The sequence below is a fragment of the Paraburkholderia sp. MM5477-R1 genome (assembly GCF_050436385.1).
Taxonomy (GTDB): Bacteria; Pseudomonadota; Gammaproteobacteria; order Burkholderiales; family Burkholderiaceae; genus Paraburkholderia; species Paraburkholderia tuberum.
Genome location: NZ_JBNDMC010000006.1, coordinates 1,203,804 through 1,218,828 on the forward strand (window position 1 = coordinate 1,203,804; position 15,025 = coordinate 1,218,828).

Annotated in this window: 10 protein-coding genes; 5 read left to right on the forward strand and 5 right to left on the reverse strand. The window is 64.3% G+C overall.

The window, feature by feature from the left end:
* Nucleotides 1–201 precede the first annotated feature (201 nt).
* Nucleotides 202–3,315 (forward strand): transglycosylase domain-containing protein, encoded by a 3,114-nt coding sequence (locus tag OKW35_RS23925; protein WP_429553287.1) that lies wholly within the window; start codon nucleotides 202–204, stop codon nucleotides 3,313–3,315.
* A 5-nt stretch (nucleotides 3,316–3,320) separates the two neighbouring features.
* On the opposite strand, the gene OKW35_RS23930 is transcribed toward OKW35_RS23925, so the two are convergent.
* The 4 genes from OKW35_RS23930 to OKW35_RS23945 all read right to left on the reverse strand — a co-directional run bounded on the left by OKW35_RS23930 (nucleotide 3,321) and on the right by OKW35_RS23945 (nucleotide 7,523).
* Nucleotides 3,321–4,565, reverse strand: coding sequence for an ROK family transcriptional regulator (locus tag OKW35_RS23930; protein WP_184025444.1), 1,245 nt, complete (start codon nucleotides 4,563–4,565; stop codon nucleotides 3,321–3,323).
* A gap of 42 nt (nucleotides 4,566–4,607) precedes the next feature.
* Nucleotides 4,608–5,411 (reverse strand): ATP-binding cassette domain-containing protein, encoded by an 804-nt coding sequence (locus OKW35_RS23935; protein WP_184064337.1) that lies wholly within the window; start codon nucleotides 5,409–5,411, stop codon nucleotides 4,608–4,610.
* Nucleotides 5,412–5,431: 20 nt separating this feature from the next.
* Entirely contained in the window at nucleotides 5,432–6,421 is a 990-nt protein-coding gene (locus tag OKW35_RS23940; protein WP_184064339.1) for an ABC transporter permease, read from the reverse strand.
* Between the two features lie 97 nt (nucleotides 6,422–6,518).
* A complete protein-coding gene (locus OKW35_RS23945) occupies nucleotides 6,519–7,523 on the reverse strand; it encodes a sugar ABC transporter substrate-binding protein (protein WP_429402799.1) in 1,005 nt (334 codons plus the stop codon).
* A 449-nt stretch (nucleotides 7,524–7,972) separates the two neighbouring features.
* Here OKW35_RS23945 and OKW35_RS23950 point away from each other — a divergent pair, with 449 nt between their 5' ends.
* A complete protein-coding gene (locus OKW35_RS23950; RefSeq protein ID WP_429402801.1) occupies nucleotides 7,973–9,181 on the forward strand; it encodes an MFS transporter in 1,209 nt (402 codons plus the stop codon).
* Nucleotides 9,182–9,254: 73 nt separating this feature from the next.
* On the opposite strand, the gene OKW35_RS23955 is transcribed toward OKW35_RS23950, so the two are convergent.
* Nucleotides 9,255–10,298 (reverse strand): LacI family DNA-binding transcriptional regulator, encoded by a 1,044-nt coding sequence (locus OKW35_RS23955; RefSeq protein ID WP_429553288.1) that lies wholly within the window; start codon nucleotides 10,296–10,298, stop codon nucleotides 9,255–9,257.
* Nucleotides 10,299–10,490: 192 nt separating this feature from the next.
* Between OKW35_RS23955 and OKW35_RS23960 the strand changes: the two genes are divergently transcribed.
* The 3 genes from OKW35_RS23960 to OKW35_RS23970 all read left to right on the forward strand — a co-directional run bounded on the left by OKW35_RS23960 (nucleotide 10,491) and on the right by OKW35_RS23970 (nucleotide 14,996).
* A complete protein-coding gene (locus OKW35_RS23960; protein ID WP_429553289.1) occupies nucleotides 10,491–11,657 on the forward strand; it encodes an ABC transporter ATP-binding protein in 1,167 nt (388 codons plus the stop codon).
* 20 nt (nucleotides 11,658–11,677) lie between these two features.
* Entirely contained in the window at nucleotides 11,678–13,657 is a 1,980-nt protein-coding gene (locus OKW35_RS23965; protein ID WP_429553290.1) for a beta-galactosidase, read from the forward strand.
* An 85-nt stretch (nucleotides 13,658–13,742) separates the two neighbouring features.
* Nucleotides 13,743–14,996, forward strand: coding sequence for an ABC transporter substrate-binding protein (locus tag OKW35_RS23970; protein ID WP_184064372.1), 1,254 nt, complete (start codon nucleotides 13,743–13,745; stop codon nucleotides 14,994–14,996).
* Nucleotides 14,997–15,025 lie beyond the last annotated feature (29 nt).

A 15,025-nucleotide genomic window follows, 5' to 3' on the forward strand; every position in this document is an offset into this window, starting at 1 on the left:
AAAAGGCGGTTTGTTATTCGTGTGAAAAGAGCTTCAATATCTCATGCCGGTTCGCGTTCTGTCATCCGACGCCAGCAGGTGTTGTAGCCGCGACACTGTCGCATCAATCCGAACCGATGAGGGTTTCTCGTTCCGAGCTACACTGCTTTGAATGAACTGAGCCAGGCTCGACCCCCTGGCCATCGCTCGGGGAGAGCAGCCATGAATCGGCCACCGCTTCGGTTTCCGCTTCGCGTGACCAGCACCGTGCCCGTGCGGAGCTGGCGTGGGCTCAAATGGGGGCTTGCCGCGTTTTTGCTGCTCGCGGTGGCGCTGATTGCGCGGCTCGTGCAGATCGAAATCGAGACCTCGCGACTGCAGGCGCGGTACCTTTCCGAGCTGACCCGCGACGTCGCTTTTTCGGTCAACGACGGTCCTAGTCATTCCATCCGCTTTCCGCAAGCCGACAAGGGCCCGTACGACGCGCGCCTCGGCTACGCGCTGTTGCCGGCTATCCAGCAGCGTCTGTTGCAACATGGCTTCGAAATCAGCTCGCAGGCGCGCGATTCAGAACGCATGCTTTCGCTAGCCGATGACGGCCTGTTCCTGCCTTACGACGAAAAAGACACGGCCGGCCTGCAATTGTTCGACGGCACCGGCGTGCCGCTATACAGCGCTCAGTTTCCCGGTCGCGTGTACGACAGCTTCGGCGCGATTCCGCCGCTCGTGGTGAACTCGTTGCTGTTCATCGAAGACCGCTATCTGCTCGATCCGGATCAGCCGAACCGCAATCCGGCGATCGACTGGGGGCGCTTCAGCCGCGCGCTCGTCGACCAGGGCGCGCGCGTGTTCAATCGTCATCAGCAGGCGCCCGGCGGCAGCACGCTCGCGACGCAGATCGAGAAATTCCGTCACTCGGCGGGCGGCCGCACCGCGACGCCCCCGGAAAAGCTGCGGCAAATCGCGTCGGCGTCGGTGCGCGCTTATCTGAACGGACCGCAAACGCTGCCCGCGCGCGAACAGATCGTGGTCCATTATCTGAACTCGGTGCCGCTTGCCGCGCAGCCCGGCGTCGGCGAAATCAACGGTATCGGCGATGGGCTCGCCGCCTGGTATGGGCGCGATTTCCGCGAGACCAACCGGCTGCTGAAGGCGCCGTCGACCGAAGCAAATCTGCCCGACCAGGGTCTGGCGTTTCGCGAAGTGCTGTCGCTGATGATCGCGCAGCGCGCGCCGTCGTTTTTTCTGCAGCGCGGCTATCCCGAGCTCGAACGGCTGACCGACAGCTACATGCGGCTGCTCGCGAGTGGCGGCGTGATCACCGAGCAGTTGCGCGACGCGGCGCTGGCGGCGCACGTCGAACTGCATCGCGCGCCGCGCAGCACACCGGATCTCGGTTCGTTCGTGTCGCGCAAGGCCGTCACGTCGATGCGCTCGCATCTGCTCGCCGCGCTCGGCGTGCGTAGTTTCTATGAACTGGACCGCCTCGACGTGCAGGCGACAGGCACGCTGAACAATGACGTGCAACAGGCCGTTGCCGAGCGCCTCGCCGCCGCCGCGACGAAAGACGGCGCGAAGGCCGCGGGTCTCGTCGGCTACGAAATGTTGCGCGGGACCGACGATCCGTCGCATATCGCCTACAGCTTCACGCTGTTCGAGCGGCACGGCGACGCGAACCTCGTGCGCGTGCAGACCGATAGCGTGAACCAGCCGTTCGACATCAATTCCGGCGCGCGCCTGAACCTCGGCTCGACCGCGAAACTGCGCACCGTCATCACGTATCTGCAGATCGTCACCGATTTGCACACACGGTACGCATCGCTGAGCAATGCCCAACTGAAGGCGATCACGCCCGATCCGAACGATCGGCTGACGCGCTGGGCGATCGACTATCTGCTGCACGCGCGCGACCATTCGCTGCAGCCTATGCTCGACGCCGCCGTCGAGCGTAAATACTCGGCGAGCCCGGGCGAAACGTTCTTTACGGGCGGCGGCGCGCAGACCTTCACGAACTTCGAGTCCGACGACAACAGCCGCATCCTGACCGTGCATCGCGCGTTCCAGCATTCGGTGAACCTCGTGTTCGTGCGGCTGATGCGCGATATCGTGCACTATGAAATGGTGCAGACCACCGGGCCGTCGTCGCAATGGCTCGGCGATCCGGCGACCCGCAAGATGTACCTGACGCGTTTCGCCGATCAGGAAAGCCGCGTGTACATGAAGCGTTTCTACACGAAGTACCACGGCAAGACGCCTGATCAGCAGATCACGCTATTGCTGCTCGGGGTGCGCAAGTCGCCCCCGAAAGTGGCGACCGCGTTGCGCAGCGTCGCGCCGGATCAATCGAACGCGTGGTTCAACAAGTTGATGTACGCGGCGTTGAAGAACACGCCGGCGGCTTCGATGCTCGACGACGAAGATCTCGCGAATCTGTACGACAAGTACGGCATCAACCGCTTCAACCTGAACGACCGCGGCTATATTTCGAGTGTGCATCCGCTCGAACTATGGACGCTGAACTACCTGCGCTCGCATCCGGATGCGACGCTTGCGCAGATCGAAGCCGCGAGCCAGGACGTCCGCCTGTCGACTTACTCGTGGCTCTTCAAGACGCGCTATCACGTGACCCAGGATCACCGCATCAAGCGCATGGTCGAGTTGCGCGCCTACGACGCGATCGGCAAATCTTGGCAGGCGCTCGGCTATCCGTTCGCGTCGCTGACGCCGTCGTATGCGGCGGCGATCGGCGCGTCGGGCGATCGTCCGGCGGCGCTCGCGCAACTGATCGGCGTGATCACGAACGGCGGCAACAAGGTGCCGACCGAAACGCTGACGCAAATCGACTTCGCGAAAGATACGCCGTACGAAACGCATTTCAGGCGCGCGGTGGTCGCGCCGCAGCAGCAGGTGTCGCCGGAGATTGCCGGGGAGGTGCGGATGCTGTTGCGCGACGTCGTGACGGGTGGCACCGCGAGGCGTCTCGCGCAAGGCATGACGTTCCCGAACGGCGAAACGCTCGAAGTCTATGGCAAGACCGGCACCGGCGATCAGCGCTTGAACGTGTACGCGAAGGGCGCGCGGTTGATCGAGTCGCGCAAGGTGAATCGCAGCGCGACCTTCGTGTTCGCGCTCGGCGACCGCTTCTACGGCACCTTGACCGCGTGGGTGCACGAGCCGTATGCCGCGCGTTACGACTTCACGAGTGCGCTGGCGGTGCAGTTGCTCAAGTCGATGGCGCCGGCGTTGCAGCCGTTGCTCGACAAGCCGGTTCAGAAAACCGTGACGGCGGCGCCGGCGGGATCGACGCCCGCGGCGACGAAAGTTGCCGCGCAGTGAATCGCTCACCGCTCGTCATAACCTGCCTCCGACGCCGCCGGCTTCAGGAACAGCTCATGCACCGGCGCGAAATGCGCATATAGCGGCAGAATCGCACCGCCCATCGCGCGGGCATCGGCGCCGATCGCGCCTTCGAGCAATTGCGGCCGCACCATCCCTTCCCATTCGAAACGATCGAGCACGCGCTCGGTGCGCCGAATGATCTCGCGCAGCAGTAGCCGGTCGAACTCGCCGTCGATCACGACGGCTTCGAGATCGAGCAACGCGGCCGCATTGGTTAGCGCATTCGCGATCGCCGGGCACGCGCTGTCGAGCCATCGCTCGGTATGCCGCCACAACTCGGGCGACAACGCGCGATGATCATGCGCCGCGGCCGCCGGCGCGCCCGCATCGCTGAACAGTCGTTCGAGCACGAAGCCCGATGCCGCGTGCAGCAACTGCCGCGCAGGTTTGCGTGCGCCGCCTTCGCGCAGCGGGATCGAACCGACCGCGCCCGCGTTGTCGTGTGGACCGCCATGCAGACGTCCGTCGATTACGAGACCCCCGCCGATGAACGTGCCGACGAACAGATACAGGAAGTTGTGGATGCCGCGGCCCTGGCCCATCACGAGTTCGGCCGCGCAGGCGGCCGTGGTGTCTTTGGCGAACTCGACGGGCAGGCCGGTTATCGTCGCGATGCGCGCGCGCAGATCGATGTCGTTCCAGGCGTCGAGCGCGTCGGGCGGCGCGCCGAGAAAGTCGCGCCAGCCGCCGAGCCACAACGGCGCCGCGACACCGACGCCGACCACCTTGCCCGCCTTCGCGCCGAGCGTCTGGTTCACGCGCGCGAGTTTGTTTTCGAGCGCAGGGAACAGCGCGCGCGGATCGGGATACGCATACTCGAATACGTCGCGGCATACGATGCGCCCGGCGAAGTCCATCGCGAGCACGTCGAGACTGCGGCGTCCGACCTTGATACCGATCGTGTACGCGCCGTCCGCGCACAACGCGATCGGCACCGACGGCTGGCCGATCTTGCCGCGCACGCGCGCGTGCTTTTCGAGCAGGCCGTCGGCGATCAACCGGTCGACGATCATCGACACCGTCTGCATCGAAAGACGCGTGAGACGGCCGACCTCGGCCTTCGGCAGTGGTCCATGCAAGCGGATCGTTTGCAGCACGATGCGCTCGTTGAATTGCCGCATGCCGACCTGATTCGAACCGACCGTGCGTTTGACCGGCGAACGCCTGCTGGTGCTGGGGGTGTCCATTGTCGTGTACCGGCCTCGTGGCTCAGCGGATTGGGCGGCGCGTCATGCGATCGCCTTCACGTCGGCTTCCTTCGCCCCGGTCATGATCGCGACCGCTTCCGACATGTGCACGTCCTTCGTATTGACGAGCGCCGCGCGCCGGCCGAGCCGCTGGATATGGATGCGGTCCGCGATCTCGAACACGTGCGGCATGTTGTGGCTGATCAGAATCACCGGCAGGCCACGCTCGCGCACGCGCCGGATCAGTTCGAGCACCATGTTGCCTTCCTTCACGCCGAGCGCGGCGGTGGGCTCGTCCAGAATCACCACGTGGCGCGCGAATGCCGCGCTGCGTGCAACGGCGACGCCCTGGCGCTGGCCGCCGGACAGCGTTTCGACCGCCTGGCGCATCGAGCGGATGCCGATTTGCAGATCCTTCATGGCGGCCGTCGCTTCGTCGAGCATGCGGCGCTTGTCGATCATCTTGAACAGCGAGCCGCGCCAGCCGGGCTTCAGCAATTCGCGGGCGAGAAACAGGTTTTCGGCGATGCTCATCGCCGGCGCGACGGCGAGTTCCTGGTACACGGTCTCGATGCCTTGTGCGCGCGCATCGAGCGGACTGCGAAACTTGACCGGTTTGCCGTCGAGCAGAATCTCGCCTTCGTCGGGCACCGTGGCGCCCGAGAGCGCCTTGATCAGCGACGATTTGCCCGCGCCGTTGTCGCCGATCACCGCGAGGATCTCGCCGGGCAGCACTTCGAAATCGCAACCGTCGAGCGCGGTCACGTTGCCGTAACGTTTGACGAGCCCGCGTGCCTGCAGAACCGGCATCGCAGCGGACGTGGAAGAGGAGGTGGAGGTCAACATGACAAGGCTCCTGTGCGGGATCAACGGCCGCGGTGCGAGAGTTTATCGGCGGCGACCGCGAGAATCACGAGGATGCCGGTGATCAATACCTGGTACACCGAGGAAACACCGATCAGCGTCAGGCCGTTACGGAATACGCCGACAATCAGCGCTCCAAGCAAGGTGCCGACGATCGAGCCGCGTCCACCGAACAGACTCGTGCCGCCGAGCACGACCGCGGTGATGCTGTCGAGGTTCTCGGTTTGCCCGGCCTGCGGATCGCCGACACCGGTGCGCGCTACCGACAGCAGCGCGGCGATGCCGTAGATCGCGCCGGCAAGCGTGTAGACGGTCAGCAGAATCCGCTGCGACGACAGGCCCATCAGTCGCGCGGCCTCGGCGTTGTTGCCGAGCGCGTACAGATGCCGGCCGGGCACCGTGTCGCGCAGCACGAACCACGTGCCCACATACATCAGCAGCGTCAGCACGGTGCCGTACGTGACTTCCGCCGGTCCGAGCCTGAACGTGCTGCCGAGGAACATGATCGCATCGGGCAGGTTCGACACGCTTTCCGCGTTCGAGTAGATCTGCGTGAGCGCAAACGCGATGTTCAGCGTACCCAGCGTGACGATGAACGCCGGCAACTTGATGCGCGTGATCAACAGACCGTTCAGTAAGCCGAACAAGGTGCTGGCGCCGATGCCGCACAGAATCGCGAGGATCGGCGGCACGCCGAGCACGACCGCGAACTTCGTCATGATGATCGAGCCGAAGGCCATTACCATGCCGCAGGACAGATCGATGCCACCGGTCAGCACGATCAGTGTCTGGCCGATCGCGATGACCGCGACGACCATCGTCTGTTGCAGGATCAGCGACAGGTTCTGGAACGATAGAAAGCGGCTGCTCTGCGAGACAAAGAATGCGCAGGCCAGCACCAGCGCGATCAGCGGTCCGATTTCGGACAGCGACGGCAGGTGCTCGGTGAAAGACGGGCGCGGCCGGCCGGCGGGCGCGGAAGGGGTCGACATGATGGCAGTCCTCGGTACATGAGCGTGACATGAAGGTCACGCTGCAAATCAATTGGCGGCCCGGTGCGACGCGCAACGGGCCGCTGTGCAATGCGCGTTACTTGTTGCCCCAGCAGTTGTCGAGGCCGAACTTCGTGTCTTTGCTGTCGATGCCGGACATCGGCTTGTCGGTGATCAGCGTGACGCCGGTGTCGTGATAACCGGACACCTTCTTGCCGGTCTTCGCGTAGTCGACGCCGGCGGTGACGCCGAGCGCGGCCATCTTCAGCGGATACTGCTGCGAGGTCGCCGCGATCGCGCCGGCCTTCACGTTGCGTACGCCTTCGCAACCGCCGTCGATCGACACGATCATCACGCCCTTGTCCTTACCCGCCGCCTTCAGCGCGCGATACGCGCCGGCCGCGGCCGGTTCGTTGATCGTGTAGACCACGTTGATGTCGGGCGCTTTCTGCAGGCAGTTTTCCATCGCCGTCTGACCTTTCGCCTGATCGCCGCGCGTGTCCTGGCTGCAGACGATCGACGGGTCGCCTTCCTTGACGCCGAAGCCTTCGAGGAAGCCGTTGTGGCGCAGCACGCCGACCGACACGCCCGGCGCGAGATCGAGCGTGGCGATCTTCGCGGGCTTGCCGTTCAGCGCGGCCTTCGCATATTTGCCGATCAGCACGCCGGCCTTGAAGTTGTCGGTGGCGAACAGGGCGTCGGTTGCGTCCTGCGGATCGGTCGGCGTATCGAGGGCGATGACCATCACACCGGCCGCGCGCGCCTTCTTGATGCTCGGTACGATCGCCTTGGTGTCGCTCGGCGTGATCAGGATTGCTTTCGCGCCGGCCGTCATCATGTTTTCGATCGCGGTGACCTGACTCGCGTTGTCGCCGTCGAACTTGCCGGCGGCCGTGATCAGTTTCGCGCCGTCTTTCGACGCGGCCGCGTCCGCGCCCTGGCGCATCTTGACGAAGAACGGGTTCGTATCGGTCTTCGTGATCAGGCCGATGACGGGCTGGTCGGCGGCCTGACTCGCGCTTGCGCACCACAGCGCCGCTGACGCGGCGCACATCGACGCGATTGTCCTGGCGACAGGACGCCTGTGGGAATTCAGATTCATGAGACGCTCCTCCGGTTATTGGCAACGACGTATGGGACTGCAGATAGATCGAAACTGCGAAGCTGCGGGCTTGACGTTTGACGATGACGCTTCGATGCAATGTGGTCCGAAGGAAATCGCCTAAATCACTTTGGTTGATTTAGTACAGCAGGCCCGCGACTGCTCGTCAAGGAAATGTGAACGCGGAAATTCGCCGCGCCGCGAACCGCGTGCAGGCTGACAGCCTTGTGTGGTAACGCTTTGGCGCTGTGCTGCAGTGCGAAGCGGCGCTTCTCGGCTTGGGGAAAGTCCTGGCCCGTCTGAAAGCGGGTTGAAATGTCAGCGGTGGGTTTTCAACGCAATTCGAGGTGCGTAACGCGCTTTTTCAGTGGGCGCTGAACGTTTGCGAGAGGTTGCGGCGGAACAGCGCTTGCTCGCGTCGACTGAATGCGAACCTTTCGGAGAGACCCATGCCTTCGCACTGGTGGCAGCGACGACTCGGCTCCCGCGCATCGCTGATCGCCGCCGCCCTCGTGATCGGCGTTCTGTACGCGGGCAGCACGATGGTCACGCCGCTTTATCCGCTCTATCAACGCCGGTTCGGCTTGTCCGATCTGACGATCACGCTCGTGTACGCGACCTACGTGATCGGCAATCTCGGCGCTTTGTTTCTATTCGGTCGCGTGTCCGACCAGGCCGGGCGCCGATCGGTCAGTCTGCTCGTGCTCGCAGCCGCGATCGCGAGCACGATGTGTTTTCTGTTCGCCACGCATGCGACGTGGCTTTTCGTCGCCCGGGCGGCGAGCGGCCTTGCAATCGGCGTCGGTGCCGCCACGGCGACCGCGTGGATCGCGGAATTGCACGCCGGCGCCGACAAGGCGCCCGCCAGCCGTCTTGCCGCGGCGGTCAATCTGGCTGGGCTCGGAGTGGGACCGCTGCTGACTGGTCTGCTCGCGCAATTCGCGCCCTGGCCATTGCGCACGGTGTTCGTCGTTTATCTGTTGACGCTTCTGGTCACCGCGGCGTTGGCGGCGCTCGCATGCGAAACGGTCCAGGCGCGTGCCCGGACGTTCGCACAGGTGTCGTTCGCACCACGCATCGGCGTGCCCGCGCAATTGCGCGTGGCATTCGTCGTGCCTGCCGTCACCGCATTCGCGACCTTCGCGCTGCTCGGCTTTTTTGCGGCGCTGTTGCCCAATCTGATCGCGAACAGCATGCATCTGCACAGCCCCGCGCTGAGCGGGGCGCTCGTCGCCGAACTGTTCGCCGCGAGCACGATCACCGTGATGGTCACGTCGAAACTCGCCGCTCGCACCGCGATGCTCGCCGGACTGTGGCTGTTGCCGCCGAGTCTCGCGTTGCTGCTGTCGGCGCAGGTCGTCGCGTCGATCGTAGTGCTGAGCGCGGCGACCGCGCTGTGCGGCATCGCAGCCGCGCTCGGGTTTCGCGGCAGTTTGCAGGAGATCAACCGGATCGCGCCCGCGGACCAACGCGCCGAATTGCTATCGGCGTATCTGCTCTGCTGTTACACCGGCAACTCGTTGCCGGCGGTCGGCATAGCGCTGCTGTCGACCCGGGTCGGACATTTGTGGGCGAACGTCGCGTTCGCGGCGGTTTCCGCGGGATTGGCCTGTATTGCGTTGGCGGTCGGTGCGCGCCGGCCTCGTCACGCGAGTTGACGCGCGGCAAGCTGGCCGAGCCTGGTCCAACTGCGACGAACTGCAACGTTGCGGCGCGGCTGTAACTGCCACATCAACGCGAACGCGGTGCGGCCGTCGATGCGCGCACGACCAGTTTCGGCTCGGACGAAATCCGCATCGGCACGGGCGCCGGCATGTCCCGCGCGGCGCGTCCCGGCTGTCCGTACGAAGTCTCGATCAGCTCGCGCAGCAGTTCCACTGCAAGTCCGGCGACCTCGACCGTCGGCACCGCCACCGTCGTCAGTGCAGGGCGCGACTCGCGCGCGAGCTGGATGTCGGTGATGCCGATCACGGACAGTTCGTGCGGCACGCGCAGGCCCAGATCCGCGGCCGCGTGCATCGCGCCGAGCGCAGGCAAATCGTTGGTCGCGAAGATCGCGCTGAGTTGCGGATCGGCTTCGAGCAGCGCGCGGGCCGCCAGGGAGCCGCCGTGGATCGTGTCGGCCGCGTGTCGCACGCGATTTCTCGTCACACCGGCCGCGCGCAACGCGTCGACGAAACCTTCGAAGCGCGCCACGTGAATGCCCGACACCTTGCTGCCGACGATCGCACCAAAGCGCCGATGCCCGAGCTCCAGCAGATGCTCGCCGGCCAGCTTGCCGGCCAGCCGGAAATCGACCGCGACGCACGGCAGCCCGGGCGGCTCGGTGGGCCGCTCCCACATGCACAGCACGACCGGCGTGCCGCGCGCTTCGGTCTCGTGCAGATCGGCGAAATCGAGGTTCGCGTTGGTCACGAGCACGCCTTCGGACAAGGTGCCGGCGATCTGGTCTAGGTACGCGCGGCCGCTTAGCGGATCGTCGTTGGTATTGCAGATGATCACGAAGTGGCCGCTCGTGCGCGCAGCGCGTTCGACCGCGAGCGCGAACTCCGGATAGAACGGATTCGCGATGCTCGACACCATCAGCGCGAGCGTCGGCGCGCGGCCCTCGGCGAGCGCGCGTGCGGCGAGATGCGGGCGATAGCCGAGCGCCGCGACTGCCTCGAGCACGCGTTGCCGGGTCGTTTCGCCAACGCGGCCGCGCTTGCGCAGCACGTTGGAAACCGTCGCTGGCGTGACGCCGGCATGACGCGCGACTTCGCTGAGTGTGGGCATGATGTTGTCAATATTTGGGATGGCTGTCCGACATTTGCGTCGCGGCGCGAGGCGCGGCAACATCTGTCATCGAACAACGTACAAAACGATATCGGAGACAGACCAACGATCGCCTTGCGATCGATTTTTCGGTCATGCTGATTAAGCGCTTAATCTCCGACTTCGCACCGATTAAATCACGGAGTCGATGCAATGGCGAGCATTTCGTTACGAGGCGTGCAGAAGGCGTATGGCGACGGTGCGCCGGTGATTCGCAACGTCGATCTGGACATCGGCGAAAACGAGTTCTGCGTGTTTCTCGGCCCGTCGGGTTGCGGCAAGTCAACGCTGTTGCGCATGATCGCCGGGCTCGAGGATGTGACCGACGGCGACCTGTCGATTGGCGGGAAGATCGTCAACGACGTGCCGGCCGCGCAGCGTGGCGTAGCGATGGTGTTCCAGAGCTATGCGCTGTTTCCGCACATGAGCGTGTTCGAGAACATGGCGTTCGGCCTGAAACTCGCGAAGACCCCGAAGGATGAAATCGAGCGCAAGGTGCGTGAAGCCGCGCGCATCCTGCAACTCGAGGCACTGCTCGAGCGCAAGCCGAAGGCGCTGTCGGGCGGGCAGCGGCAGCGCGTCGCGATCGGCCGCGCGATCGTTCGCGAGCCCGGCGTGTTTCTGTTCGACGAACCGCTGTCCAATCTCGATGCAACCTTGCGCGGACAAACGCGCGTCGAAATCGCGCGTCTGCATAAGCAGTTTGCGAAGGCGAGCGTGGTCTACGTGACGCACGATCAGATCGAAGCGATGACGCTCGCCGACAAGATCGTGCTGCTGCATTCGGGCAAGGACACCGAGCGTTACGGCAGCATCGCGCAAATCGGCGCGCCGCTCGAGCTGTATCACCGCCCGAAAAGCCGCTTCGTGGCCGGCTTTATCGGCTCGCCGCGAATGAATTTCCTGCCGGGCAAGGTGGCGTCACTCGATGCGCAGGGCGTGCTCGTCACGCTCGATGACACCGGCGAGAACGTGCGTGTGCCGGTCGGCAGCGCCGGATTGCAGCCAGCGCAGCCGGTCACGCTCGGCGTGCGTCCCGAGCATCTCGAGTTCGTCGATGCATCGGCCACGACGAATGCGGCCGCGTCGCAAGACGGCGTGCTCGCGCGCACCGTATCGCTCGTCGAGCAGCTTGGCGAGCACAGCTACGTGCACCTCGATCAACCCGGCGGCGCCGTTCTGATCGCCAAGGCGCCCGGCAACACGCGCCTCGCTCCAGGCGATCGCGCGAGCCTGCGGGTGTCGCGCACGGCCTGTCATCTGTTTACCGAGGACGGTTTCGCGGCCGCGTCGCTCGAATCCGTCGAACACTACGCTTGAAAAACACTGGGGACATAGGGATGCGTCTTGGAGTCTGTTATTACCCGGAGCACTGGCCCGAGTCGATGTGGGACGACGACGGGCGCCGGATGAAAGCGCTCGGCATCGAGCAGGTGCGGATTGCGGAATTCGCCTGGAGCCGGATCGAGCCGACTCCCGGCGAATACGACTGGGGCTGGCTCGATCGCGCCGTCGACGTGCTCGGCGCGGCTGGCCTGAAGGTCGTCATGTGTACGCCGACCGCGACGCCGCCGAAGTGGCTGATCGATCGTCATCCGGAGATCCTGCCGGTCGGCGCCGATGGACGTCCGCGCGGGTTCGGCTCGCGGCGTCATTACGACTTCTCGTCGCCCGCGTATTTCGAGGCGTCGCGTCGTATTTGCACGGCGGTGGCCGAGCGTTACGGCAAGCATCCGGCGGTCGCTTTCTGGCAGACCGATAACGAGTTTGGCTGTCATCACACGGTGGTCAGTTATTCGGCGGCCGCGGTCGCGCGCTTTCGCGAGTGGCTGAAGGCGCGTTATCGCACGATCCAGGCGTTGAACGAGGCGTGGGGCACAGTGTTCTGGAGCATGGAGTACCGCGGCTTCGAAGAAATCGACGCGCCGGTCGGCACCGTGACCGAGGCGCATCCTTCGCATCGTCTCGACTACCGGCGCTTCGCATCCGACGAAGTGGCGCGCTACAACCGCATGCAGGTCGAGATCATTCGCGCGCATTCGCCGGGGCGGCCCGTCGCGCACAACTTCATGCAGCTCTTCACCGAGTTCGATCACTACAAGGTCGCGGCCGATCTCGACGTCGCAACGTGGGACAGCTATCCGCTCGGTGCGCTAGAAGAGCAGTGGTTCGCGCCGGACATCAAGGCGCGCTGGTTGCGCAGCGGTCATCCGGACTTCGCGTCGTTCAATCACGACGTCTATCGCGGCATGTCGAAGCTGCCGTTCTGGGTGATGGAGCAGCAGCCGGGACCGGTGAACTGGGCGCAGTGGAATCCGGCGCCGCTGCCGGGCATGGTGCGGCTGTGGAGCTGGGAAGCGTTTGCCCACGGCGCGGGCTGCGTGTCGTATTTCCGCTGGCGTCAGGCGCCGTTCGCGCAGGAGCAGATGCATGCGGGTCTCAATACGCCCGACAACCGGCTCGACGTCGGCGGCAATGAAGCATCGCGGGTGGCGTCCGAAATTCACGCGGTGCTCGCCGCGAACGCCGTTGCCAATGCGTCGATCCGCTCGAAAGTCGCGCTCGTCTACGACTATGAAGCGAAGTGGTTGTTCGAGATTCATCCGCAGGGCGCGGACTTTCACTATCCGCGGTTCGCGTTCGAGTACTACTCGGCTTTGCGCGCGCTCGGACTCGACGTCGATGTCGTGCCGGCCGATGCATCGTTCGATGGTTATAGCCTCGTCGTCGTGCCGCCGCTGCCGGTCGTGCCCGACGATTTCGCCGAACGTCTCGCGCGCTCGGGCGCGCAGGTCGTGCTCGGTCCACGCACCGGATCGAAGACGCGCGAGCTGCGGATTCCGGCGAATCTGCCGCCGGGCGCATTGACGTCGGTGCTGCTGCTGCGCGTGTGGCGCGTCGAATCGATGCGGCCGAACGTGACCGAAGCCGTGGTGCTCGAACAGCAGGGCGGTGCCGCCGAGGGCTTCGCGCGACACTGGCGCGATTTCATCGACAGCGATGCATCTTCTTCATTCGACGTGCGCGCGCGTTTCGCGGACGATCATCCGGCGTACGTGCGAAGCGGCGCGTATCACTACTTCGCGAGCCTGTTCGACGACGCCTTGACCGTGCGCCTGTTCGCGCGCATCGCGCAGGAAGCGGGCCTCGAAACGCAGGCACTCGGCGACAGCGTGCGCATCAGCCGTCGCGGCGGACTGACGTATGTGTTCAACTATGGCGATAGCACCCACACGCTCGACGACATTTCCGACGACGCATTCGTGATCGGCTCCCGGGAGGTGGCGCCGCAAGGGGTAGCGGTCTACCGCTCGCAATAGAAGTCTGGCCTTGGCAATTCCACGCAGTCATTCGATATAGAAGCGACAACGACGTAAAAACCATGGAAAGAAGGAGACAGTCAGGATGAAACTGAAACCACGCAAGATTCTGTTGGCGCTCGCGCTGGCCGCGGTTGCCGCGGGGACCTCGGTCGTCGGCACCGCGCAGGCGGGCACGCTCGCGATGAACATCGCGTACAAGGGCGCGGGCCAGCGCGCGGTTTGGCAGCAGGTGGTCGACGAGTTCAAGAAGGCGCATCCCGGGATCGACGTGAAGGTATCGTTCATCGATGAGGAAGCCTACAAGGTTCAGCTGCCGGGTTGGCTTTCGACTGTCGCGCCCGATATCGTCAACTGGCACGACGGCGAGCGTATGGCGTATTACGCGCAGCGTGGCCTGTTCGAGGATCTGACCGGCGACTGGCAGAAGAACGGCTGGAACGACATGTATGCGTCGACGAAGGAAGCATCGTCGTACAAGGGCAAGCAGTATGCCGCGCCGACCGTGTACTACTCGTGGGGGATGTTCTATCGCAAGGACCTGTTCGAGAAGGCCGGCATCAAGGGCGAGCCGAAAACGTGGGACGAGTTTCTCGACGCCGCGAAAAAGCTGAAGGCCGCCGGCATTGCGCCGATCGCGGTGGCGGGCCGCGATGCCTGGACGCTGGCCGGCTGGTTCGATTATCTCGATCTGCGCCTGAACGGCAATGCGTTTCACCAGAAGCTGATGGCCGGCGAAATTCCGTACACCGATCCGCGCGTGAAGAAGGTCTATACGACGTGGAAGCAACTGATCGACGACGGCTACTTCATCAACAATTCACTATCCTACGATCTCGACGCGGTGCAGCCGTTCCTGTTCCAGGGCAAGGCTGCCATGATGCTGATGGGGACGTTCATTGCGGCGGGTTTCCCGGACAACGTGAAGCCGCAAATGGGGTACTTCCAGTTCCCGATCATCGACTCCAAGGTGCCGACCGCCGAGGACGGGCCGGTCGAATCGCTGCATATTCCGTCGAAAGCGAAGAACAAGTCCGATGCGCACACGTTCCTTGCGTTCGTCGAGACGCCTCAGATCGGTGCGCAACTCGCAAAGGGACTCGGCTCGTTGTCGGCGAACAGCAAATCGCCGGAGCCTGAAGATCCGATTTCGAAGATCGGCTTCCAGATCCTGTCGAACACGAAGGGCGGCATTGCGCAGTTCTACGATCGCGACATGACGAAGGAAATGGCCGACGAAGGGATGAAGGGGATGCAGCAGTTCGTCTCCGATCCGTCGAAACTGGACGACATCCTCGCGCAGCTCGAGCAGACGCGTCAGCGTATCTACAAGAAGTGAGCGGCGGCGGCCGCAAGGCCGCTGTCCGA